This window comes from Rhodococcus sp. Leaf225 (genome assembly GCF_001426145.1).
Classification (GTDB): Bacteria; Actinomycetota; Actinomycetes; order Mycobacteriales; family Mycobacteriaceae; genus Rhodococcoides.
Window position 1 is genome coordinate 40,475 of record NZ_LMRN01000021.1, and the last position, 20,551, is coordinate 61,025.

The following is a 20,551-nucleotide window of genomic DNA, read 5'->3' on the forward strand; positions in this document are numbered from 1 at the left end:
CGCGCCAGGATGAGCGACGCCACCGAGACCCGCGAGCACCTGCGATTCCTGCAGTCCATCGGCATGACGTGCTCGATGATCGCCCGGGCGGCCGGTACGTCGTCGACGACACCGCGGAACATCATGAACGGCCAGGCCGTCATCGCCCCGGAGATCGAACGAGCCCTCCTGGCCGTGACACCCAGGCCCATGCACCACCAGGCGCTGGTGTTGTCGTTCTCCACGATCCGCCGCATGAACGGTCTCGCCTTCCAAGGATGGTCGCTGGCGAAGATCGGCGCCGAGGTGGGCATGGACCACACCGCCCTGCACATCATCCGCCGAGGCCAGCGCACGGGGTGGCGGCAGTACGAGTCGATCTCCCGCGTCTACGACGCGTGGCACCTCCTCGACGGCGGCAACCTGCGGACGAAGCGGTGGGCCACGGCCAACGGGTTCGTGCACCCGCTCGACTGGGACGACATCGACGACTGGTTCGAGCAACCCACCGCCCCCGAGCGGCTGGACAGCCAGCAGTACCGCGCCGAGGAGGTCACGTTCCTCCGCGACATGGGCCTGTCGGACGAGGCCATCGCCGGGAAGCTCGGGATCACCCTGTTCTCGCTGCAGCAGTGGGAGCGCCGCTACCGGGAGGTGGCGGCATGACACTCACCGCAACCGACCTGTTCGCCGGTGCCGGCGGCAGTAGCGAAGGACTCGCTCAGGCGGGTATCGACGTCCGAATCTGCGCGAACCACTGGCCCATCGCCGTCGCCACCCACCAGGCGAACCACCCGGACACCGAGCACCGCATCGCGAACCTCTCCGAGACGGACTTCCGCACCTTCCCGCGAACCGACATCTGCTGGGTGTCCCCGTCGTGCGTGTGGCACGCGCGGTCCGGCGGCCGCACCCGTCCGCCCGAGGAGGTCGAGCGGCTCCGCGCTGACGCCGGTGCCATCGACCGGGCGACCGCATTCGCCGTCATCGCCGCCGCCGAGGTGCACCAGTACGCCGCGGTGATCGTAGAGAACGTCCGCGAATTCGCGGCGTGGTCGCTGTACCCGTGGTGGCTGCAGGGCATGGAGGCGCTCGGCTATAGGGCGCAGACCGTCACCCTCGACGCGGCCGACTTCGGTCTGCCGCAACGCCGGCAGCGTCTGTTCATCGTCTTCACCCCAGGCGGCGACGTCGACCTCACCGTGCCCAACCGGGCCCGCGTGCACGCCGACTCGATCATCTCGGGGGACCCCGGCAAGTTGGTCACCCGGTCGCTGTACGTGACTCCGCAGATCGAGCAGATCAGCGACGTCGACGTGCCACACCTGGTGACGTACCGACGGAACGCGAAGGCGCGCCGCGCCGATCGCCACCCGCTCGCCACGGTCACGGCCGGCGGAAACCACCACGGCATTGCCACGCTCACCAGCGAGGGTCCGCGGTTCAGGATGCTGACCAACCGCGAGTGCGCACGAGCTCAGGGATTTCCCGACTCGTACGTGTTCTCCGGTCCGTCGTCCGACATCAAGAAGCAGATCGGGAACGCGGTGGCGGTCAACGTCGCCCAGTTCCTCGGTGAGCGCGTCGCAGCACGCATCGCTGGGTCGGCGGTGGCCGCATGACCGCCACCCTGAACACCGTGTCCGATGTCGTCGACCAGTACGGCGCCTACGACGGCATCCCCGACCACGAGTACCACTCCGACAAGACGTCGCTGTCGTCCTCCGGCGCACGTGCCCTGCTGAACGAGAACCCGGCCATCTTCCGGTGGAACCAGGACCACCCGAAGCCCGCGAAGAAGGACGAGTTCGACGTCGGTCATGCGGCGCACGCGCTGGTGCTCGGTGAAGGCGCCGAGATCGTCGACATCGGCTTCGACGCGTACACCACCATAGCGGCGAAGGAAGCCCGGGACACGGCGTACGCCGAGAACAAGACACCGCTCAGGTCGTCCGACTACCGGGCCGTGCACGCCATGGTCGCCGAGCTTCGCAAGCACCCGCTCGCCGAGGCGCTGTTCGGCAACGGTGTCGCCGAACGGTCCCTGTACTACCCGGACCCCGAGACCGGAGTGACACTCCGGGCCCGGCCGGACTTCATGCCGCACCGAGGCGCCGGCCGCCAGCTCATCGTCGACTACAAGACGTCGACGACGTCCAGCCCCTCCAAGTTCGCGAAGTCCGCCGACGACTTCGGCTACTACATGCAGGACCCCTGGTATCGAGACGCCGTCATCGGCCTCGGCATCGACGACGACCCCGCATTCATCTTCGTCAACCAGATGAAGACCGCGCCGTACCTCGTGTCTGTCGTCGAACTCGACCGCGACGCAGTCGAACTCGGCCGCCGCCGCAACCGACAGGCCGTCGACCTGTTCGCGCACTGCACCTCCACCAACACCTGGCCCGGGTGGGGCGACGAGCCCCACCTCGTGAGCCTGCCCGCATGGACCCACCGCCGATTCGAGGAGATCTGATGTCCAGTCCCGCCCGCTACCAGCCCGTCGCCGCACCCCCTGTCCAGTCGACGGCGTCTCAAGCCACGCAGATCGAGCAGTCCCGCGCCGTCGCCGAGGTCCAGGCCGCGGTCCTCGTCGCCCAGCAGAACCGTCGCAACAAGTCGATCGCCGTCTCCGAGATGCGCGAAGCCACGTCGATGGCGTACCTCGCGGAGAAGGCATTCTTCCGCTTCCCCCGCGGCGGTGAGACCGTCACCGGCCCGTCGATCCACCTCGCCCGGGAACTGGCCCGTTGCTGGGGGAACATCCAGTACGGCCTCACCGAGCTCCGTCGAGACGACGCGAAGGGTGAGTCCGAGATGCAGGCGTACGCCTGGGATCTCGAGACGAACGCCCGCAACTCGTCGACCTTCATCGTCCCGCACATCCGCGACACGAAGCGTGGCGCTCAAAAGCTCACCGAGATGCGCGATATCTACGAGAACAACGCCAACGCCGGCAGCCGCCGCGTCCGCGAGGCCATCTTCGCGGTCCTCCCGAACTGGTTCACAGAGGAGGCGCAGGACCTGTGCCGCGACACCCTCACCAAGGGTGGGGGAGTGCCGCTCGCCCAGCGCATCGCGAACAGTATCAAGGCGTTCGAGGGCATCGGTGTCACCCGGGTGCAGCTCGAGACGAAGCTGGCGCGGAAGTCGGAGGAGTGGACCGAGCACGACGTCACCCAGCTCGGCGTGACGTACAAGTCGATCCAGAACGGTGAGGTCACCAAGGATCAGGAGTTCGAGGCCACCCGGGTGACCGCCGACGAGATCAAGTCGTCCGTCGCGCAGAAGTCCGACGAGCCTGTCGCCGACATGACGCAGGCGAAGGAGGTCGACGAGCAACAACAACCGGCTGACGGCCAGGAATCGCTCGACGGCCCCATCACCGAGGAGCAGGGCCGCGCGCTGGCTGCGGCGTTCAAGGCGCAGAGGATCACCACCCTCGCCAAGCAGGTTGCGTTCCTCTCGGACAACCAGATCGCCGACGTTACCGGGATCAACGAGCTCACCGCTGCGCAGGCGGCCGTCGCGATCGACGTGCTCCAGTGAGCGCCGCCGCAGACCTCGCACTCGCTCTGTACCGCGAAGGGATCACCGACTGCAGCGCGGTAGCCGACGGCCTCATCGGTGAGGGGTGGCGGCCTCCGGCCCGTGTCATCACCGGCGACGTCGACACCGTCACCGCCGAGCTCGACGCGCTGCCGTTGGGCACCGTCATCCGCATCGTCGAGGACGAGGACGGGCCGCAGGTGTTCGAGGCCGTGGCAGCGCATGGACACAACGCGCCGCCGATCATGTGGTCGCCCACGCGGTCACCGCGCCCGGTGGATTCGGGGTACATCGCCCGCGGTGAAACCGCCGTCACGATCCTGTGGGCGGGGGAGACAGCATGAGCGCCACGACGCACACCCTGGTCGTAGAGGTGGACGAGGAGTACGGCGCACGCTTCCCTGATCTCGAAGCCGCGATGAAGTGGCGCGTCGAGTGCTCCGATTCGAACTCCTGCGAGGGGTTCATGGAGTGCCGCGAGGTGCACGAGGTCGGAAAGTGGCGTGAGACCGCCGAGGGGCCGTACGAGTGCGACGAGGATTGCCCGTGGTACGACCAGGAGGAGTTCTGGTTCCACGGGGTACTGCACACCTGGCATTCGGGATACGCCTGGACCGTGCCGTACGACGGATGCCCGGTTCAGGCATCCGTCGCCGAACCGCCCGGCGAGGCATACCCGTTGTTGGTCGGTAGGTACGAGGTCGAGCCGGACTGGGACGACGAGTTCTGCTACGTGACACTCACTTCCGCCGGTGAAGCGCAGTTGTCGAAGGCGCGAGGTGCGGCATGACCGTCACCGTCATCACCTGCCGTGGCCTGTTCGAGGCCGTCTCCGACCGGAACATGCTGTCGAACCTGACAAACCGCCTCGACCACAGCCGGTTCCGGGTGGAGGAGTTCGGGCCGTGGGCCGCCGCGTTCGGCGACTACGACGTCGCCCTCGAACGCACGTCGCGGGCGCTGGCCGAGCGCATCCGGGTCGAGCCCGGGCCGGTCGTGCTCGCCGGGTACAGCGGGGGAGCGCACGTCGTGAAACGCGCGCTCCTCGACCTCACCGGTAAGGAGCGGGAGAAGGTGGCCCGCGTCGTCCTCTGCGCGGACCCGTCCATGCCGCGGTGGTCAGGCAACCGCGGCGACCAGGTCGTTGGCAGCCGCCGCATTCTTGCGACAGGTATCGCAGGTGACGAGGAGTTGTGGATGCCGAGCGGGGTTACGTACGTGGCGGACAGGGGTGACCCCATTCCGTTCACCCCGGACGGCTCGCCGCTGCACACCCTCGCCGCGTTCCTCACCGCTCTCGGCCCGGGCAAGGAGATGCCCCTTCGGATGCGGGTGAAGCTCGCCGCCGCCGCAGCCAGCCGGCGGTACGACCTCGGCGCGTACGGCGAAGCGGTCGCCCTGTTCAACGCCTACGCGTTCGGCCAGGCGCACCAGCGGCCGTACCCCGCCCTGCTCGCTCGGGTGGGCGACGACATCAACTGGGAGGTGCACGGCTGATGGGTACGCGCAAGGGCCTGTACGGCCGATCTCACCGCCCCGCCGACCCCGGTGTGTCCCCGAACGAGTACGTCGGTGCGATCACCGCGGAAGTCCGCGTCCACTTCCCACCCAACACCGATCAGGAGTTGGTGACGGAGGCGATCGACGAAGCCTTGGCGGACGCGTTGAACCAACTGACCGCTCACGTCGAAGAGGTCGCCGCCGCGGAACGACGGAAGGCAGAACGTCGGACGGTAGTCCGCGCGGCCCTGGACCGACAGGAGCCGACATGACCGGCACACTCCGCCTCGCACGTCGACTACGACCGCTCCCAGACCTCGGTGAGCACGAAGTCACCGCATCCCAACTCGCCACGAACGGCACGGAAAGCGGCATGTACAACTCCGACCACATCGGCCGGACCGTCGCAGTCCGGGCATACGGGTGCCTCCATGCAGGGAAACTCACCGCCGTCACCGACAGCATGACCGACCCGCTGATTGTCCTCCAGATCGGCACCTATCAGACCGTCGCCGTCCATCCTTCGCACCGGGTCACCGTTGCGCCGGTCGGCTGCAAACTCACCGTTACTGCTGTGCCCAAGGCGGACCCGTCGTGACCGCCGTGGGGTGCGCCCTCACCCTCACCGCCGGCCTCGCGCTCATCGTCACCCTCTGGAAACGGTGGGGACTCATCGGCGCCGACAACGACAAATCCGCATCCATGGTCAAGGGGTCACCCGAGGCCCGACAACCGTACTGGGAGGTGCGCCATGCGAATCAGATCCACCAAGCCTGAGTTCTGGCGCTCCAAGACGATTGCAGCTCTCCCGTGGGACGTACGGCTCGTCCTCAAGGGTCTCGAGAGCTACGTCGACGACAACGGTGTCGGCAAGGACGACATCGCGCTCATCGCCGCCGACGTGTTCCCTCGCGACCTTTCCGCGAGCCCTCCCGAAACCCTCGCGAGGCTTACCGAAGCCATTTCCCGACTCTCCAACAGCGGTCTCATCGCCCGCTACGACGTCGACGGCGAAAATCTGCTCTACATCGACAAGTGGAAAGACCTCCAACGCATCGACAAACCCGGCCGAGGACGTTTCCCCAGGCCAGACGGCACATTGGAGTACGGCCAACCCGTCGATCGCGACACCTACAGGAAGCCTCGCGACACCCTCGCGAGCCCTCCCGAAACAGTCGCGCCTGTAACAGGGGAACAGGGGAACAGGGGAGCAGAGGAAAAGACCCCTTCTTCGTCGGCTCCGCCGCCGAGGGAAGACGTCGAATCCCTCTGCACCCACCTCCACCGACGCATCACCGACAACGGCGGGCGCGCCACCATCTCAGCGAAGTGGCGCACCGAAGCCCGACTCCTGATCGACAACGACGGCGTCGACCCCGAGCAAGCGCACCGACTCATCGACTGGTGCCAGGACGACTCCTTCTGGCACGCCAACATCCTCTCGATGCCGAAGTTCCGCGAGAAGTACCAACAGCTCCTCCTCAAGGCCCGCGTCGCCACCCGCCCCGCCGGCCGAGACGGCAACGGACTCACCCCCCGCCAGATGGAGATCGCCAACGCCGAACTCCTCAAAGAGAACCCCGACGAGGAGCTGCTGCGCCGTGCCGGACTCCTACCCGCCCAACCGCAACTCCGCGCCATCAACGGAGGCCACTGATGACCCACGACCAGATCGTTCAACTGCTGCAGGTCATCACGACCTACGACTCCCGCAAGCTCGATGGCCCGACAGTCGCTGCATGGAAGGAGGCTGCGGCTCGTGCCCGCTGGGATTTCCCGCGTGCTTTGGAGGCGGTGCACCAGCACTACGCGACGTCGACGGCGTGGCTGATGCCCGGCCACGTCACCGAGGCGATTAAGGCGGCCAGGCGCCAACCCGCACCGGTGAGTGAGGTGCTCGCCGAACTGACCTCCGCGCCACCAGCATCCCCGGAGCGGCGCGCGGAGCTCATGGCCGAGATCAAACGCCTCGCCGACGCGAAGCGGGTGCCGTGATGACAGCGACCACCTTCCACGTCGAAGGCATCCCCGCCCCACAAGGCTCGAAGCGGCACGTCGGACACGGCCGGCTCATCGAATCGTCCAAGGCGCTCAAGCCGTGGCGCGAACGAGTCGCCTGGACCGCCCGAGAACACAACGTCCCCCTCCGCACCGGCGCAGTCACCGTCCGACTCGCGTTCGTCATGCCACGCCCCGTCTCCACCCCCAAGACCCGCACACCACCCGCGATGCGCAAGCCCGACCTCGACAAGCTCACGAGAGGCGTGTTCGACGCCCTCAGTGGCCTCTGCTTCGAGGACGACGCCCGAGTCGTGGACCTGAGAGCCACGAAGCGTCTCGCAGCGGCAGGGGAGAAGCCAGGGCTCACCATCACCATCTCCGACCTCACCGAGGAGCTCGCATGAATCTCACGTTCTTCCTGCTCGGCACAGAGGTGTTCGGCATCAGCACCGACAAGCCCAACGGCGACCGACAACCGAAAGACACCCCGACCGGTGACTTCGGGTTCGGCCGCACCGACCTCACCGCGATCGAAGACCCCGAGCACCGCTGGGAGACCGAACGGCCGAGGTGGATCAAGTGAACAACGACATCTGCCCGATCACCGACCTCCCACGCGAAGGCTGCCCACACTGCGCCACCCAGCGCGAGAAGGCCCGCCTCGCCGAGATCGCAGCCAACCCACTCAGCGAGGAGCAACCCCGTGACTGACACCCGCGAACACGAATGCCGCCAAGCCGGCCGCTGCGCCGCACGCCAACGCGACCAGAACAACACCATGCACCCCGCCGGCACCGAACGACCCAACACCCTCTGCCCCACCTGCGAAGAAATCCAATTCGACGCGATCCACCACCTCGCCGACGACTGGTCCCAGGTCGAAGCCCAGTACTGCGTCCCCGCCACCGCAGAACAGGCCGTACTCGTCACCGCATCACGCCCGAACCCCATCCCGATCCGCCTCGACGTCGACGCACTCCTCAACGACATCGAAACCGAACTGCACCGGTGGGCGCGGATCCTCACCCGCGGCGACGACTTCCCGATGCGCTCCTGGCCCGCAGTGAAAGCCACCCACGCCGCCATCACCTCCCGACTCGGCACGCTCATCGACATGCCCAGCCGCGAGATCACCATCATGGAAGCGCATCCCGACGGCGGCGACTACGTGCAACGCACCACCATGGACGGCGTCGACGCAGTCCTGCGGCTGTCCCGCCTGCACATGCGCGCCGAGCACGTCCTGCAGACCAAGGCCGTGCGCATCTGGATGCAGGACCCATGCCCCGCCTGCGGCCGCAAAGCGCTCGCAGCGTCGAAAGACCAGTCCCGCATCACATGCCAGGGCTGCCGCGCAGTGTGGGACAAGGACCAGTTCGCCCGCCTCGGGTCAGTTCTCGACTTTGACCGCCGCCGACCGAAGGAGGCATCGTGAGCCGGCCGCACTGGGAAGGCGTCGAAACCGAACACGGAATCGACGACGAACTCACCGCCACCGACGCAGCCCACCTCCTCGGCATCGACCCCGCCCACATCCGCGTATGGGCCAACCGAGGCGACATCGAGAAACGCACAGCACCCGACGGAACCCCCGTCTACCTCCTCCGCGACATCATCGAACGAGAAGCCAAGACACGCAGGAAACGAATGGCAAGACACCAATCCTCAACTTTGTTACGCTGAGTGCAGTGCCACCCGTGTCTCCAAGACCGGGTGGCATTCGCATATCCCCACCACGTCCCCTGCTGAAGCTGGGGAACGCCGCACGCTGAGCGCGCGGCACACACCGCCCGGGCACGCGGAACAACTGCCCACCTCGGTGTGGTGTGAACGGTGAGACTCCTTGCTCATCCTCGCCAAAGCCTGCCCCATGACCGGCGCCGTGTTCGCTGACGAGGGCACCGCTGCACCACACCGAGCACAACGTGAACCCCTGAGGGGCGCGACTCAGGTCCACCTTCGGGTGCCTGGACTGATCACCAGGTCAACGCGCACATGGGTGCCTAGCTCAACTGGAAGAGCAGCGGTCTCCAAAGCCGCCGGTTGCAGGTTCGAGTCCTGCGGCACTTGCTACGCCAGCGTGCCGACTGTTGGTAGTCGGAGCGGACTGTAAATCCGTCGCCTTCGGGCATCGGGGGTTCGATTCCCTCCGCTGTGCACCACTTCGAATGACGGGACTTGCCATGCTGTTCGGATACGACATCGACACCCTGCTCACCATCGGCAAGGCCATCCTCGCCGTCGCCAGCGCAATCGCCGCACTCGTAGCCATCTTCTGACCCATGGCCCGCCGGCTGCTCACCCGGTCACTCGACGCACTCCTGCACTGCGTCCGCACCATCGGCCACCGGGCCTGACACCATGCGCGCCCTGTGGGGACGAGCAGACGACTACTACGACACCCACGTCATCGCACTGATCCGCTGGTACCTCCGCACCGTCAGACACGACCGACGGTGCTGACACCACAGACACCCCGACCCGAGGCCGATGCAGCCGAGCACACACGTTGCTGGCGCCACCTCGGGTCGGGGCCACACACCACCAGGAGGACGAGATGCCCGCAGCCACACGCGCCGACGAACGAACCGGCCACGGACGCTGGACCATCCTCCCGCTCGGCACACTCTGGACCACCGACACCGGCGTCGTCGGATGGCAACCCATCCCCAACGCCGACCCCGCACCCATCCAGACCCTGATCGACAACGCCCTCGCCGCAGGCAAAGACGGCAACACCGCATTCGACGAAATCGCCCTCGTCCTCGGATCCACCCGCAACTACAGCGGCGACCTCGACAACTACCGCCCCGACCGCACACCCACCGTGCTCCCACCCGCACGATGACCAGCGCCCGCGGCCGCGTCAACCGCGTCCTCTCCTGCATCTTCCTACTCGCAGCAGCACGACAAGACGCAGACGAACGCCAGACCGCCGAACTCCGAGACCGCGTCATCCCACTCGCACAAGGACTCCGCACCAACGGCGGAGACACCGGCAAGATCAGCCTCGAGATACGCCGCATCATGGGCCCCGTCTGGCAACCCCAAGGCCAATGGGCCGAAGGCCGAGCCAACGTCCACACCATCGTCGACGACGCCCTCACCCAACGCGGCATCAACCCCACCGAGGCATTCAAACCACCACGATGACCCTCTACGTCATCACCGGCCCACCAGCCGCAGGCAAGAGCACCTGGGTACGCGAACACGCCACACACGGCGACATCGTCATCGACTACGACCTACTCGCCAACACCCTCACCGTGCCCGACCCAACAGGCAGCGACCACGACCACACCCCCGCAGTCAAAGCCGTCGCCAAGGCCGCACGCAAAGCGGCGATCGACAAAGCGCTGACCCTCACCGACAGCGACACCTACCTCATCCACTCCACACCCAGCCCCACACTGCTGCGCTACTACCGCGACCGAGGCGCCGAGATCATCACCGTCGACCCCGGCATCGACGTCGTCATGGCCCGCGCACGCAAGGAACGACCATGGTGGATGCAGCCAGTCATCAAGCGCTGGTACGACGACCAAGCCGCACCGTCGAGCACCAGGACCACCGCGTCACCCGTGCGGAACAAGAACAAGGAACTCGGCCGAGCGCACCGCGAAGACCGAGCCCGGCTACTCAGGGCACACCACGACGGCGACATCTGCTGGTGGTGCGGCCTGCCCATGTTCAAGAGCCAGGAGCTCGAAGCTGACCACTCGGTGACCCGAGACGAACACGCACGACTCGGCAAGCCTGGCCGGCCCAAGGCCGACCGACTACTGCACGGCCTCAACCAGAACGGAATCCGTTGCAACCGCAGTCGAGGCGATGGCACCCGCGATCACCTCCGGCCTGCGCTCACTGGCAAGGCCACGCCGACGACCGAGCCAGCCGGCAACGCACTCGACTGGGGCTGAGCCGCCCACCACCGACACCACCCCGCTGACCACCACCCCACCCACCTCGACACCGGCCACGCCCACCACGGGCCAGCCAGCCTGCCGCACGCCGCCACCCAGCGCCGAGCCCCAGGATTATCGAGGGGGTGGGGGGCGGACACTCGGCGGCGGGGCAGTGTCCCGGTTTCTCTCCCCTGGGGCTGAGCCCCAGCGAGCCAGCAGGGGGTCCCACCGTGGCCACAGCGCGCCGACCAGGTCTGATGCCACCGCCGGACCTTGGCGAGAGGGCCGCGGGCCTGTGGAAGCACTACAGCGCCAAGTCGGGCTTCGACGCCCCTCGGGCGGTGCTGCTGACGGAGGCGTGCCGGCTCGTCGACCGCGGCGACAAGCTCGATGCGGTCCTCGCCGGCGACGGCGAGACGTGGATGGCGTTGGTCCACGACCTGCGCACCGAGTCGTACGAACTGCGCATCGACAACGCAGCGGTCGAGGCGAGGCAGACGTCGAACACCCTGCGGCAGATCATCGCCGCCCTCGAATCCGAGAAGCCGACCGCAAGCGCTGGGGGGTCTCTGCAAGATGAGCTCGCCGCCGCTCGCGCTCGTCGGACATCAGGCGCCTAGGGTCCGGTCGGTTCCGTGGACCGACACCGACTGGTCACCGGATCTCGACCCTGGCCTGGATGCGCTGGACCTGTCCGACATCGCCGGCCGCACCTCGTTCCCCTGGCAGCGGGACGTCGTCACGACGGGGATGGCCGCGAAGCCCGACGGTGCGTGGGCGGCGTTCGAGGTGTGCGTGCTGGTGTCGCGCCAGAACGGCAAGAACGGTGCGATGGAGGTCGTCGAGCTCGGCTGGATGATCAACGAGCCGGGTGTGTCGATCCTGCACACGGCGCACGAGTTCCAGACGGCGCTCGAATCGATGAACAAGCTCGAAGCGCTGATCCGGTCGCATCCGCTGTTGGAGAGCGAGATCGCGTCGGTGCGGCAGGGCAACGGCAAGGAGTCGATTCGCCTCAAGAACGGTTCGATCATCCGGTTCCGCACGCGGACGAAGTCCGGTGGTCGTGGTTTCTCGGTGGATCGTCTGGTGATCGACGAGGCGATGATCTGGTCGCCGGCGTCGCAGGCCGCGATCATGCCGCTGCTGACTACCGCTGAGCGACCGCAGATCTGGTACCTCGGGTCGGCGGCCGACGCGGACACACACGAGTACTGCCACAAGTGGTCGTCGCTGCGTGAGCGCGCGACTGCGGGTGGTGACTCGTCGCTGATCTGGTTGGAGTGGTCCGCCCCCGAGCTGCCCGATGACGCCGATGACGGTGACCGGGTGGAGTGGCGGGAGAGCCGCGAGAACTGGGCTGCTGCGAACCCGTCGCTGGGGTATCTGGTGACGGAGGAGTACATCCGGAACGAGATGGCGTCGTTCCGCCGGAATCTCGACAAGTGGGAGATCGAGCGGCTGTCGGCTGGTCGGTGGCCCGCTCCTGACGAGACGGACGTCGAACCGGCCGTGGACATGTCGGTGTGGCGTGAGCTCGGTGACGATGCGCCGGAGCTGCGGGCGAGTTCGCCTGTGGCGCTGGGTGTGGATCGGCACCGCGACTGGTACGCGATCTCGGCGGCGACGTACACGGAGGCCGGAGCGAAGCGTCTCGAGGTCGGGTTCCACGAGCAGACGCCGTGCAAGGTCGTCGAGAAGATCGTTGCGCTGGTCGAGAAGTGGGATCCGTGCGCGGTGATGATCAACCATTCGTCGCCTGCGATGGCGTTGCTTCCGGAGTTGAAGGCAGCGGGCATCGAGCCGGAGATCACGTCGGCGTCGCAGATGGCGCAGGCGTGTGTGGGTCTGGTGAACGACGTGATGGGGGAGCAGATCTCGCATCCGACGGAGTCGCCGATCACGACGTCGCTGTTGGGTGCTGAGCGTCGGGAGATGGCGGGTGGCCTGTTCGGGTGGGACTACCGGGTGATGGCTCCGATCGCTCCGTTGCAGGCGGCGACGCTCGCCCGGTTCGGGTTGATCACGTACGGCGTCGAGGTCGAGAAGGCACCGGCGCTGCCACCGTCATTCGACTCGCACAGATCGTCCAACCGCGAATTCGATCCGCTCGAAGCGGGCTTCTGAGAGAGGTGAGGTGACATGACGGCACCAGTACCTTCCTACGAGGTCGGGTACGTCCGCTCCGACGGCGGAACGAACATCCTTGGCTGGCAGCAGTGGATGGACGACGAGCGCGTCCCGGAACTGCGGTGGCCGTACAGCGTGGGCGTGTTCGGCCGGATGCGGCGTGAGGACGGCCGTGTCTCGTCGGTGGAATCTGCCATCGGACTGCCGATCCGGCGGACCCCGTGGCGAGTCGAGCCAAACGGCGCCTCCGACGAGGTCACCGAGTTCGTCGCACGAAACCTCGGTCTCCCAGTGCAGAACGAGTCGAGCGAGGACAAGCCGCGACCACGCACACGCGGACGGTTCTCCTGGGCCGAGCACCTCCGCGTGGCGCTCCTGATGCTGCCCTACGGGCACAGCTACTTCGAACAGGTCTACTACTACGACGAGGGTCGCTTCTACCTCAAGAAGCTGGCACCGCGGCCGTCTCGCACGATCGAAGGAATCGACGTCGCGCGCGACGGCGGGCTCAAGGCGATCGTGCAGCGAATCCCGTCGCTCGACTACACCGCGCAGGACGTCATCAACGGCGGCATCCGAATCCCCGTGGACCGGCTCGTCGCCTACGTCCGCGACCCCGAGCCGGGCAACTGGGTCGGCACGTCCCTGCTTCGGCCGGCGTACAAGCACTGGCTGCTCAAGGACGAGCTGATGCGCATCGAGGCCGCCGTCGCACGACGCAACGGCATGGGCGTCCCGGTGGCCACCGCCCCGGAAGGTTCCGAGCAGGGCGTCGTCGACAAGTACAGGGACATGGCAACGGAGTACCGCGGCGGTGAGAAATCCGGTGTGGGCCTGCCCGCAGGAGCCGACTTCAAGCTGCTCGGCGTGCAGGGCAACTTGCCTGACATGCGTCAAGCGATCGAGTACCACGACCGACAGATCGCTCTCGCAGGCCTCGCGCACTTCCTGAACCTCGACCGCGGAGGCTCCTATGCCCTCGCGTCGGTGCAGGCGGACACGTTCGTGCAGTCCGTGCAGGCATTCGCAGAGACGGTGCGCGACATCGCGAACGCCCACATCGTCGAGGACCTCGTCGACATCAACTTCGGCCGCGACGTCCCCGCGCCGCAGATCGTCTTCGACGAGATCGGATCGCGCCAGGACCTGACCGCGAACGCGCTCAAGATGCTGATCGACGCCGGTCTGATCCGCCTCGACCGCGATCTCGAGGAGTACACCCGCCAGCAGTACGGGCTTCCCCCGAAGGGCACACCGCCCCCTGGCCAACAGCCGCCGAGCGGCGGCAGCAACAACGGCCAGGAGCCGAGTTCTGAGGAGGACGCGTGACCACACGCCACTGGTACAGCATCTCCGCTGCCGCGGACACCGCGGAGTCGACCGAGGTGCTGATCTACGACCGGATCGGTGCGAGCTTCTTCTTCGGCGGTGTATCCGCCTCGGAGATGGTGCAGGAGCTGAACGCGATCGACACCCCGGAGATCGTGGTGCGCATCAACTCTCCCGGCGGAAACGTCTTCGAGGGCATCGCCATTCTCAACGCACTGCGCGCGCACAAGGCGAAGGTCACGACCATCGTCGAGGGGCTTGCTGCGTCGGCCGCGTCATTCATCGCGATGGCGGGCGACGAGGTCGTCATGCGCCGCAACGCCGAGCTGATGATCCACGACGCCTGGGGCGAGTGCATCGGCAACGCCAAGGACATGGCCGACATGGCGAACCAGCTCGGCCGGATCTCGGACAACATCGCGTCGATCTACGCCGACAAGGCTGGTGGCGACATCGGCCAGTGGCGCGACGCGATGACCGCAGAGACCTGGTACTCGGACGCGGAAGCGGTCGAAGCCGGTCTCGCGGATCGTGTCGACGGCGCGAAGCCCTCGGATGCCAAGGCGAAGAACGCGTTCGACCTGTCCGTGTTCGCGTACGCCGGGCGCCATGCCGCGCCGCGGCCCACATACCCCTCTGCCGCCGAGGCGGAGGATCACAAGAAGGAGGAGCCGATGGGCACCTTGAAAGATGACCTCACGAAGCGCCTCGGCATCTCGGCCGACGCCGACGAGGCAACCATCGTCGCCGCGATCGACGAGGCGCTGAACGAGCGGACCGACGGCCCGACTCTCGATCAGGCCATGGACGCGGTGAAGGCAGCCGGGAACGTCGTCGTGTCGCAGTCGGTGTTCGACGACTACAAGGCGAAGGTCGACAACCTCGACCAGATCCGCGCGGAGCAGGCCAAGACCGCGAACGCGCGCATCGTCGAAGATGCGCTGCGCGACGGCAAGATCACCGCGGCCGACAAGGACACCTGGAACGCGCTGGTCGAGTCGAACCCCGAAGGCGCGAAGGCGGCCCTCGACCGGATGGAGAAGGGGCACGCCGTCCCCGTCTCCGAGTCCGGCCATGGGGTCGACACCGAGGACACCTCGAACGAGGACGAGTCCACCTACACCGCACTGTTCGGAAAGGAGGCCTGAGCCATGGCCGAATACACGCCGATCTTCAAGCCCGGCCAGGAGATCACCCGTACCGCGTCGGCGGCCGTCACCGGCGGCCAGCTCGTCGTGGTGTCGGGTAGCGACACGGTCGCGCTCTCGTCCACCGCAACGCACGCCTGGCTCGGTGTCGCCCGCTTCGACGTCGCGTCCGGCGACAAGGTGACCGTCCTCTCGGGCGGGGTGCACGAGCTGACCGCGTCCGGTGCCGTCGCCGCCGGCGCCCGCGTGGTGCCCGCCGCCGCCGGCGCGGTCGCCGATCTGGGAGCAGGGACCGATTACTCCCAGGTCGTCGGTATCGCCCTCGCGGCGGCTACCGGCGGCAAGGTCCGAGTCAAGCTCGCTCGATAACGGGCGCAAAAAAGGAAGGGGCTAACCATGCCGTATCTCTACCCCCCTGCTGCGCCGACAGTCTCGGGCGACAACACCACCATCAGTCGGTTCCTCAAGGACCCGACTCTCGTCGCGCGCCGTCTGCGCACGCTCGCCGAGCAGCGGTTCATCGCCGACGCTCTGCTGACGTCCCGGTTCACCACCGAATCGGGATCCGTTCAGTACGAACAGGGCGAGTCGATCTATCCGGATCGCGCTCCCGAGGCCGTCGCGCCCGGTGGCGAGTACCCGCTGACCGGACTCTCCTCGGGCCCCACGCAGATCGCCAAGACGGTGAAGTGGGGACAGGACGCGGAGATCACCGACGAGTCGATCTCGCGTCAGAAGATCGACCCCGTCAACCGTGCCTTCAACAAGCTGGTCAATCAGATGGTCAAGACCGTCGACGGTGTCGCTCTCGCGGCGATCGCGTCATCGGTCACCCAGTCGACGCCGGCCACCGCCTCCTGGGCAGGCACCGGATCGACCCCTGCCATCCTCCGCGACATCCTGCGTGTCGTCGCGAACGTCCGCGCCCTGAACCAGGGCTTTGAGCCGGACACCGTCGTCATCGACGACCTGACGTTCGCCAACGTCATGAGCGACGAGAAGCTCGCCGCTCTGTTCGCACGCGAGTCGAAGGACACCCCGGTCTACACCGGTAGCCTGCCTTCGATCGCAGGCATCCGGTTCCTGCCCACGCCGAACCTGCCCGTCGCGGGTACGGCGCTGGTCCTGGACTCGTCGTTCCTCGGAGGCATGGCCGACGAGCCGCTCGCGGGACCCGGATACGTCGGAAGTGCTGCGGGTGTGCAGACCAAGACGATCCGCGACGACGACAACGACATGTGGCGAGTTCGCGCGCGCCGCATCACCGTTCCCATCGTCGTCGAGCCGACCGCGGCCTGGAAGATTACGGGGGTGTCGGCATGACGCTCATCGTGAAGGCCCCTCTCGTTCTGGCCAAGGCTCAGGGCGGCGATGTCCGGTACTACTACCAGGGTCAGCCGATCGAGTGGCTGTCTGACGACGACCGCGAGCGCCTGATCGCGGAAGGGTTCGTCGAGGACGACGTGGACTCCCACTTCACCTTCGAGGTCCCCACCGTCGAGCCGATCGACCCGGTACCCGCGCCGAACCTCGACCCGCGCGCCGCCGAGGTGAAGAAGCCTCGCCAGGCCGCGGCAGTGAAGGAGTGGGAGGACTACGCAGTCGCTCTCCACGAGGCCACCAACGGCGAGCAGGGCTACACCCGCGAGGACGCCGAAGCAGCGTCCAAGCAGGACCTGATCGCGACGCTGCCCTGACGTGAGCGAGTCGATCGTCGATCTCGACGAGTTCGGGAAGTACTGGAAGTCCCGAACACTGACCGCTCAGGAGAGCATCCGGGCGTCCGTCGTGCTCGGCGTCGCATCAGATCTGCTGCGACGCAGAGTCCCGGCGGTCGACTCCGACCCCAGTCTCGAGGGCACCGCGAAGTACGCGGTCATGCAGATGACCGAGCGTGCCCTCGGGGCCGGGAAGCACTCCGGAATGTCGTCGTACTCGGTGACGATGGACGACGTCGTCGAATCGGCGACCCTGACGAACCCGGACTGCGAGATCGTCCTCACCGCATCACTGCTCGCCCTGTTCGGTGTGTCCGCGTCGGCCGGTCCGTCGTGGCGCTTCGGGGACTGCTGATGTACGAGGACTGGTTGGACCTGTGGGAGTTCGACGTCGACCGCTGCCGCGGTGCCGGCGCCACAGGCCGCCTGTTCGCTCCACGGGAGACGGCACGCGGGTTCGTTCGGGTGCAGACCCAGTTGGTTCTGGACTCCGACGGCCGCGAGGTGACGAGTTCCGCGCACATTCTGATGTTCGCCGATTCACCCAGGATCCCCGCCGAATCTCGTGTGGTGTTGCCCGCGAGATTCGGCGGTTCCACGGTGGACGTCGTCGCGGAGGGTGTGCGGGACTCCGGGATCGAGTCCATCCCGCGGTATTACCGCATCGACATGGCCTAGGAGGCGTGGCATGGGACTTCGGTGGCACGGTCTCCGCGGCTTCGACCGGGCTCGTGGTCGCGCCGAGCAGCGGGCCGGCGAGGTCATCCTCGATAACGCGCGCTCTCGGGCACCGAAACTGTCGGGCGATCTGATCGACTCGGGGTCCGCTGACGTCGGCTCGCGCGGTGTGCGCGTCGGGTTCAGCGCCGAGTATGCGGTGAAGCAGAACTTCAAGAAGCAGCGCCACCCGGGCGGCGGTGACCGCCTGTTCCTCAACAAGGCGGTCGCCGAGTCCGGACCGGAGATCGAGCAGGTCATCGCCGACGAACTGCGGCGGTTCCTGTGAGCAGTGACATCCCCACCGCGCTGGCGCTTCACCTGGTCGCGGCCGACCTCGCTCAGTACTCGGAATCCTCACCGTACGTGGAGGACCCGGTGCGTCCGGCGATCGGTCTCGGCGAACTCCCGTCTTCCCCGACGACGGCATTGTCCATCGCGGTGACGTCCGACTCTCGGGACCGGGACGAGTTCAACCCTGACGTCGATGTTCGGTTGCGGTTCCGCGCGCCGGGCAGTGACATTCGTGCTGTCGATGCACTCGCCGAGCGTGTGTACGACCACCTCTATGTGCCGGAGTACGTGTTCCGGCCTCAGACCTGGCCCGGTGGCATCCGGGTTCTGGACGTCCGCCGGTTCGTGCGGGCTCAGTCCGTGACGGACTCGGACGGCAACTGGATGCGCGCCGATTCGTACCGCCTCACCCTCAACCCCTCGATATAGGAGGCACTTTCGTGACCACTCCACTCGCTCCTCCCGACAGCAGCACCCTCGACGCCACACTGGCCCGTAACTGGGCGTTCCAGGTGAAGATCGCCGACACGTGGACGTTCGTCCGGTCGATCATGTCGTTCGACCCGCAGATCGCCGACGCACTGCAGGACGCCGGCGACTACGAGACTGGCGCCTGGGGCGCTCAGATCTCGACCGGCAAGGACTGGACCATCTCCGTCGGAGTTGGCCGCAAGCTCGACGAGAACGCCGCACCCGACCCCGGTGTCGAGTACCTCCGCGAGCGCGGTGTCGGCGTCGGCAAGGACGGCCTCGTCGAGATCCGCTGGTGGCGCACCGATGGCCTGCCCGACGCGTACCAGGGTCGCGCGTCGGTCAACTTCACCTCGACCGGCGGCGACAAGCGCGCGCTGCAGGGCGCGACCGTCACCCTGACCGGGTACGGCCGGCTGAACACCATCAGCAAGCCCACCGCCGTCGCAGCCAACGAGATCCAGACCGCGGTGATCCTCGGCGCACCGACCGGTGGCACGTTCACCCTCGGCTTCGGCGGGCAGACGACCGCACCGCTCACCTACAACGCGGCACCCTCCGCGGTGCAGGCAGCGCTGACGGCGCTCACGTCGATCGGCGCGAACAACGTCACCGTCACCGGATCGGCGGGTCAGTACCTCGTCACGTTCACCGGCGCCCTCGCCGCCAAGGACGTGTCGACGCTCGTCGGCAACGGCGCCCTCCTCACCGGCGGCACGAACATGTCGGTCAAGACGGCGACCCTCGTCACGGGCGCTGCAGGCTCCTAGCCTGTGCAGTCGTTCCGGCCGCTCGGGGAGTTCCTCGACTCGGGCCTGATCCTGCCCATCGATGGGGTCAGGTACCGAGTCGAGGCACCCCCGTTCACCGCTGTGCTGCAGGTGTACCGCGACCTGTTCGACGACGACTTCGAACGCACCCGCGACTCCGAGCTCGTGCACATCGCACTGATCCTCGGCTCCGCGTGGAAACACATGATCGACGACGGTGTCCCCGAAGCGCTGGCCATCCGAGCAGGACAGGCCGCGCTCGCCGTCTACACCGCCGGTGCGGACGTCGCGATCACCTACTGGTCCACCGGCCGATTCGACACCGACCCCGAACCGCCCCCGGTGTCGACGGACCCGTTCGACGACTCCGCACCCGGAACCTACGGGGCCCACGACCCCGGCGGCGGCCCGTACCGCGCCGAATACGGCGACCGCGAGTGGTACAACCCGCCGAACTTCGCCCCCGCATTCCGCAACGAGCCCAGGCCCGGCGCCGTCACCTGGCGCGACATCCTCGGGCACTGGAACGCACTCGAGATGGACCTGCAGCAGATGGGGATCGACCTCGAAGGCGTCGCCGGACACCGGTCGTGGCGCTGGTTCGAACTACGCATCCACGAGCTCATCGCGAACCCACGGTCGCGGTTGAAGCGAGCAATCGAGAACGGAGCATCCTGATGGCCACCGAACTCGACGACCTCTCCCTGCACCTCGACCCGTCGCTGTACCTCCCGATCCGCGGGACGGTCTACGAGATCACCGCCCCGACGATCACCGAGGCCGACCGCATCCGCGAGCTCATCTGGGCGAAGCCACTCGGAGCCGAGGAACTGCACGACGAGATCGTCACTATGCTCGGTGCGTCGCACGCCAAGATGGCCGCCGACGGTGTCCTGTCACCGGAGCGCGACCACGCCGGCATGACAGCCCTCGTGCACTTCGGTGCGTCGGCGATCCTCGGCCGCGCGTACTGGGAGTTCGAGCACCTGGCGTCGCGCATCGACATCGCCGCGCTGATCGCCGGCCTGGAAAAGAGCTGA

At 67.2% G+C, this 20,551-nt stretch carries 33 protein-coding genes, 2 tRNA genes and 1 pseudogene; all 36 read left to right on the forward strand.

Annotated elements, in window-relative coordinates:
* Nucleotides 1-645: pseudogene (locus ASG69_RS15245) on the forward strand (hypothetical protein); the annotation flags it as partial.
* Nucleotides 642-1,601 (forward strand): DNA cytosine methyltransferase, encoded by a 960-nt coding sequence (locus ASG69_RS15250; protein ID WP_056446093.1) that lies wholly within the window; start codon nt 642-644, stop codon nt 1,599-1,601. The pseudogene ASG69_RS15245 and the gene ASG69_RS15250, both read left to right, overlap by 4 nt.
* Nucleotides 1,598-2,455: a PD-(D/E)XK nuclease-like domain-containing protein gene (locus ASG69_RS15255; RefSeq protein WP_056446091.1), complete on the forward strand. Its 858-nt coding sequence runs from the start codon at nt 1,598-1,600 to the stop codon at nt 2,453-2,455. The genes ASG69_RS15250 and ASG69_RS15255 overlap by 4 nt, the downstream gene beginning before the upstream one ends.
* A complete protein-coding gene (locus tag ASG69_RS15260; RefSeq protein WP_056446088.1) occupies nt 2,455-3,528 on the forward strand; it encodes a hypothetical protein in 1,074 nt (357 codons plus the stop codon). Before ASG69_RS15255 ends, ASG69_RS15260 begins: the two co-directional genes overlap by 1 nt.
* Entirely contained in the window at nt 3,525-3,872 is a 348-nt protein-coding gene (locus ASG69_RS15265; protein ID WP_056446085.1) for a hypothetical protein, read from the forward strand. The genes ASG69_RS15260 and ASG69_RS15265 overlap by 4 nt, the downstream gene beginning before the upstream one ends.
* Entirely contained in the window at nt 3,869-4,318 is a 450-nt protein-coding gene (locus ASG69_RS15270) for a hypothetical protein (RefSeq protein WP_056446082.1), read from the forward strand. Before ASG69_RS15265 ends, ASG69_RS15270 begins: the two co-directional genes overlap by 4 nt.
* Complete coding sequence (locus ASG69_RS15275; protein ID WP_056446078.1) at nt 4,315-5,025, forward strand: hypothetical protein; 711 nt, start codon at nt 4,315-4,317, stop codon at nt 5,023-5,025. Before ASG69_RS15270 ends, ASG69_RS15275 begins: the two co-directional genes overlap by 4 nt.
* Nucleotides 5,025-5,300 (forward strand): VWA domain-containing protein, encoded by a 276-nt coding sequence (locus ASG69_RS15280; protein ID WP_056446075.1) that lies wholly within the window; start codon nt 5,025-5,027, stop codon nt 5,298-5,300. The genes ASG69_RS15275 and ASG69_RS15280 overlap by 1 nt, the downstream gene beginning before the upstream one ends.
* 101 nt (nt 5,301-5,401) lie before the next feature.
* A complete protein-coding gene (locus tag ASG69_RS15285; RefSeq protein ID WP_156380544.1) occupies nt 5,402-5,626 on the forward strand; it encodes a hypothetical protein in 225 nt (74 codons plus the stop codon).
* Nucleotides 5,623-5,805, forward strand: a complete 183-nt coding sequence (locus tag ASG69_RS15290) for a hypothetical protein (RefSeq protein ID WP_056446070.1) — start codon at nt 5,623-5,625, stop codon at nt 5,803-5,805. The genes ASG69_RS15285 and ASG69_RS15290 overlap by 4 nt, the downstream gene beginning before the upstream one ends.
* A complete protein-coding gene (locus tag ASG69_RS22880; protein WP_056446066.1) occupies nt 5,780-6,685 on the forward strand; it encodes a hypothetical protein in 906 nt (301 codons plus the stop codon). The genes ASG69_RS15290 and ASG69_RS22880 overlap by 26 nt, the downstream gene beginning before the upstream one ends.
* Nucleotides 6,685-7,023 carry a hypothetical protein gene (locus ASG69_RS15300; RefSeq protein WP_056446063.1) on the forward strand — a complete coding sequence of 113 codons (339 nt, stop codon included), beginning with the start codon at nt 6,685-6,687 and terminating at the stop codon, nt 7,021-7,023. Before ASG69_RS22880 ends, ASG69_RS15300 begins: the two co-directional genes overlap by 1 nt.
* On the forward strand, nt 7,023-7,433 hold the full coding sequence (locus ASG69_RS15305; protein ID WP_056446061.1) for a RusA family crossover junction endodeoxyribonuclease: 411 nt from the start codon (nt 7,023-7,025) through the stop codon (nt 7,431-7,433). The genes ASG69_RS15300 and ASG69_RS15305 overlap by 1 nt, the downstream gene beginning before the upstream one ends.
* On the forward strand, nt 7,430-7,612 hold the full coding sequence (locus tag ASG69_RS15310) for a hypothetical protein (RefSeq protein WP_056446058.1): 183 nt from the start codon (nt 7,430-7,432) through the stop codon (nt 7,610-7,612). Before ASG69_RS15305 ends, ASG69_RS15310 begins: the two co-directional genes overlap by 4 nt.
* On the forward strand, nt 7,609-7,740 hold the full coding sequence (locus tag ASG69_RS23285) for a hypothetical protein (RefSeq protein ID WP_268788578.1): 132 nt from the start codon (nt 7,609-7,611) through the stop codon (nt 7,738-7,740). The genes ASG69_RS15310 and ASG69_RS23285 overlap by 4 nt, the downstream gene beginning before the upstream one ends.
* A complete protein-coding gene (locus ASG69_RS15315; RefSeq protein WP_056446056.1) occupies nt 7,733-8,464 on the forward strand; it encodes a hypothetical protein in 732 nt (243 codons plus the stop codon). Before ASG69_RS23285 ends, ASG69_RS15315 begins: the two co-directional genes overlap by 8 nt.
* Nucleotides 8,461-8,712 carry a hypothetical protein gene (locus ASG69_RS22535; protein WP_156380545.1) on the forward strand — a complete coding sequence of 84 codons (252 nt, stop codon included), beginning with the start codon at nt 8,461-8,463 and terminating at the stop codon, nt 8,710-8,712. The genes ASG69_RS15315 and ASG69_RS22535 overlap by 4 nt, the downstream gene beginning before the upstream one ends.
* A 314-nt stretch (nt 8,713-9,026) precedes the next feature.
* Nucleotides 9,027-9,099, forward strand: a tRNA-Trp gene (locus tag ASG69_RS15320).
* 4 nt (nt 9,100-9,103) lie between these two features.
* Nucleotides 9,104-9,191, forward strand: a tRNA-Tyr gene (locus ASG69_RS15325).
* A gap of 395 nt (nt 9,192-9,586) precedes the next feature.
* Nucleotides 9,587-9,877, forward strand: coding sequence for a hypothetical protein (locus tag ASG69_RS15330; protein WP_056446052.1), 291 nt, complete (start codon nt 9,587-9,589; stop codon nt 9,875-9,877).
* On the forward strand, nt 9,874-10,182 hold the full coding sequence (locus tag ASG69_RS15335) for a hypothetical protein (protein ID WP_056446049.1): 309 nt from the start codon (nt 9,874-9,876) through the stop codon (nt 10,180-10,182). The genes ASG69_RS15330 and ASG69_RS15335 overlap by 4 nt, the downstream gene beginning before the upstream one ends.
* Nucleotides 10,179-10,949, forward strand: coding sequence for an ATP-binding protein (locus ASG69_RS23100; RefSeq protein ID WP_235578971.1), 771 nt, complete (start codon nt 10,179-10,181; stop codon nt 10,947-10,949). Before ASG69_RS15335 ends, ASG69_RS23100 begins: the two co-directional genes overlap by 4 nt.
* A 242-nt stretch (nt 10,950-11,191) precedes the next feature.
* Entirely contained in the window at nt 11,192-11,554 is a 363-nt protein-coding gene (locus ASG69_RS22540; RefSeq protein ID WP_156382969.1) for a hypothetical protein, read from the forward strand.
* Nucleotides 11,511-13,061 (forward strand): hypothetical protein, encoded by a 1,551-nt coding sequence (locus ASG69_RS15355; RefSeq protein ID WP_056446040.1) that lies wholly within the window; start codon nt 11,511-11,513, stop codon nt 13,059-13,061. The genes ASG69_RS22540 and ASG69_RS15355 overlap by 44 nt, the downstream gene beginning before the upstream one ends.
* 15 nt (nt 13,062-13,076) lie before the next feature.
* Nucleotides 13,077-14,393 carry a phage portal protein family protein gene (locus ASG69_RS15360; RefSeq protein ID WP_056446037.1) on the forward strand — a complete coding sequence of 439 codons (1,317 nt, stop codon included), beginning with the start codon at nt 13,077-13,079 and terminating at the stop codon, nt 14,391-14,393.
* Nucleotides 14,390-15,541 (forward strand): head maturation protease, ClpP-related, encoded by a 1,152-nt coding sequence (locus tag ASG69_RS15365; RefSeq protein WP_056446034.1) that lies wholly within the window; start codon nt 14,390-14,392, stop codon nt 15,539-15,541. Before ASG69_RS15360 ends, ASG69_RS15365 begins: the two co-directional genes overlap by 4 nt.
* 3 nt (nt 15,542-15,544) lie before the next feature.
* Entirely contained in the window at nt 15,545-15,910 is a 366-nt protein-coding gene (locus tag ASG69_RS15370; RefSeq protein WP_056446031.1) for a capsid cement protein, read from the forward strand.
* Nucleotides 15,911-15,937: 27 nt separating this feature from the next.
* Entirely contained in the window at nt 15,938-16,864 is a 927-nt protein-coding gene (locus ASG69_RS15375) for a phage major capsid protein (RefSeq protein ID WP_056446029.1), read from the forward strand.
* Nucleotides 16,861-17,238 (forward strand): hypothetical protein, encoded by a 378-nt coding sequence (locus tag ASG69_RS15380; protein WP_056446025.1) that lies wholly within the window; start codon nt 16,861-16,863, stop codon nt 17,236-17,238. Before ASG69_RS15375 ends, ASG69_RS15380 begins: the two co-directional genes overlap by 4 nt.
* Nucleotide 17,239: 1 nt before the next feature.
* Nucleotides 17,240-17,614, forward strand: a complete 375-nt coding sequence (locus tag ASG69_RS15385; protein WP_056446023.1) for a hypothetical protein — start codon at nt 17,240-17,242, stop codon at nt 17,612-17,614.
* Nucleotides 17,593-17,937 (forward strand): hypothetical protein, encoded by a 345-nt coding sequence (locus ASG69_RS15390; protein WP_056446019.1) that lies wholly within the window; start codon nt 17,593-17,595, stop codon nt 17,935-17,937. The genes ASG69_RS15385 and ASG69_RS15390 overlap by 22 nt, the downstream gene beginning before the upstream one ends.
* A 10-nt stretch (nt 17,938-17,947) precedes the next feature.
* Nucleotides 17,948-18,265: an HK97 gp10 family phage protein gene (locus ASG69_RS15395; protein WP_056446016.1), complete on the forward strand. Its 318-nt coding sequence runs from the start codon at nt 17,948-17,950 to the stop codon at nt 18,263-18,265.
* Entirely contained in the window at nt 18,262-18,699 is a 438-nt protein-coding gene (locus tag ASG69_RS15400; RefSeq protein WP_056446013.1) for a minor capsid protein, read from the forward strand. Before ASG69_RS15395 ends, ASG69_RS15400 begins: the two co-directional genes overlap by 4 nt.
* A gap of 11 nt (nt 18,700-18,710) precedes the next feature.
* On the forward strand, nt 18,711-19,511 hold the full coding sequence (locus ASG69_RS15405) for a phage tail tube protein (RefSeq protein WP_056446010.1): 801 nt from the start codon (nt 18,711-18,713) through the stop codon (nt 19,509-19,511).
* Between the two features lie 3 nt (nt 19,512-19,514).
* Complete coding sequence (locus ASG69_RS15410; protein ID WP_056446007.1) at nt 19,515-20,189, forward strand: DUF7426 family protein; 675 nt, start codon at nt 19,515-19,517, stop codon at nt 20,187-20,189.
* Nucleotides 20,189-20,551, forward strand: coding sequence for a DUF7426 family protein (locus ASG69_RS15415; RefSeq protein ID WP_056446004.1), 363 nt, complete (start codon nt 20,189-20,191; stop codon nt 20,549-20,551). Before ASG69_RS15410 ends, ASG69_RS15415 begins: the two co-directional genes overlap by 1 nt.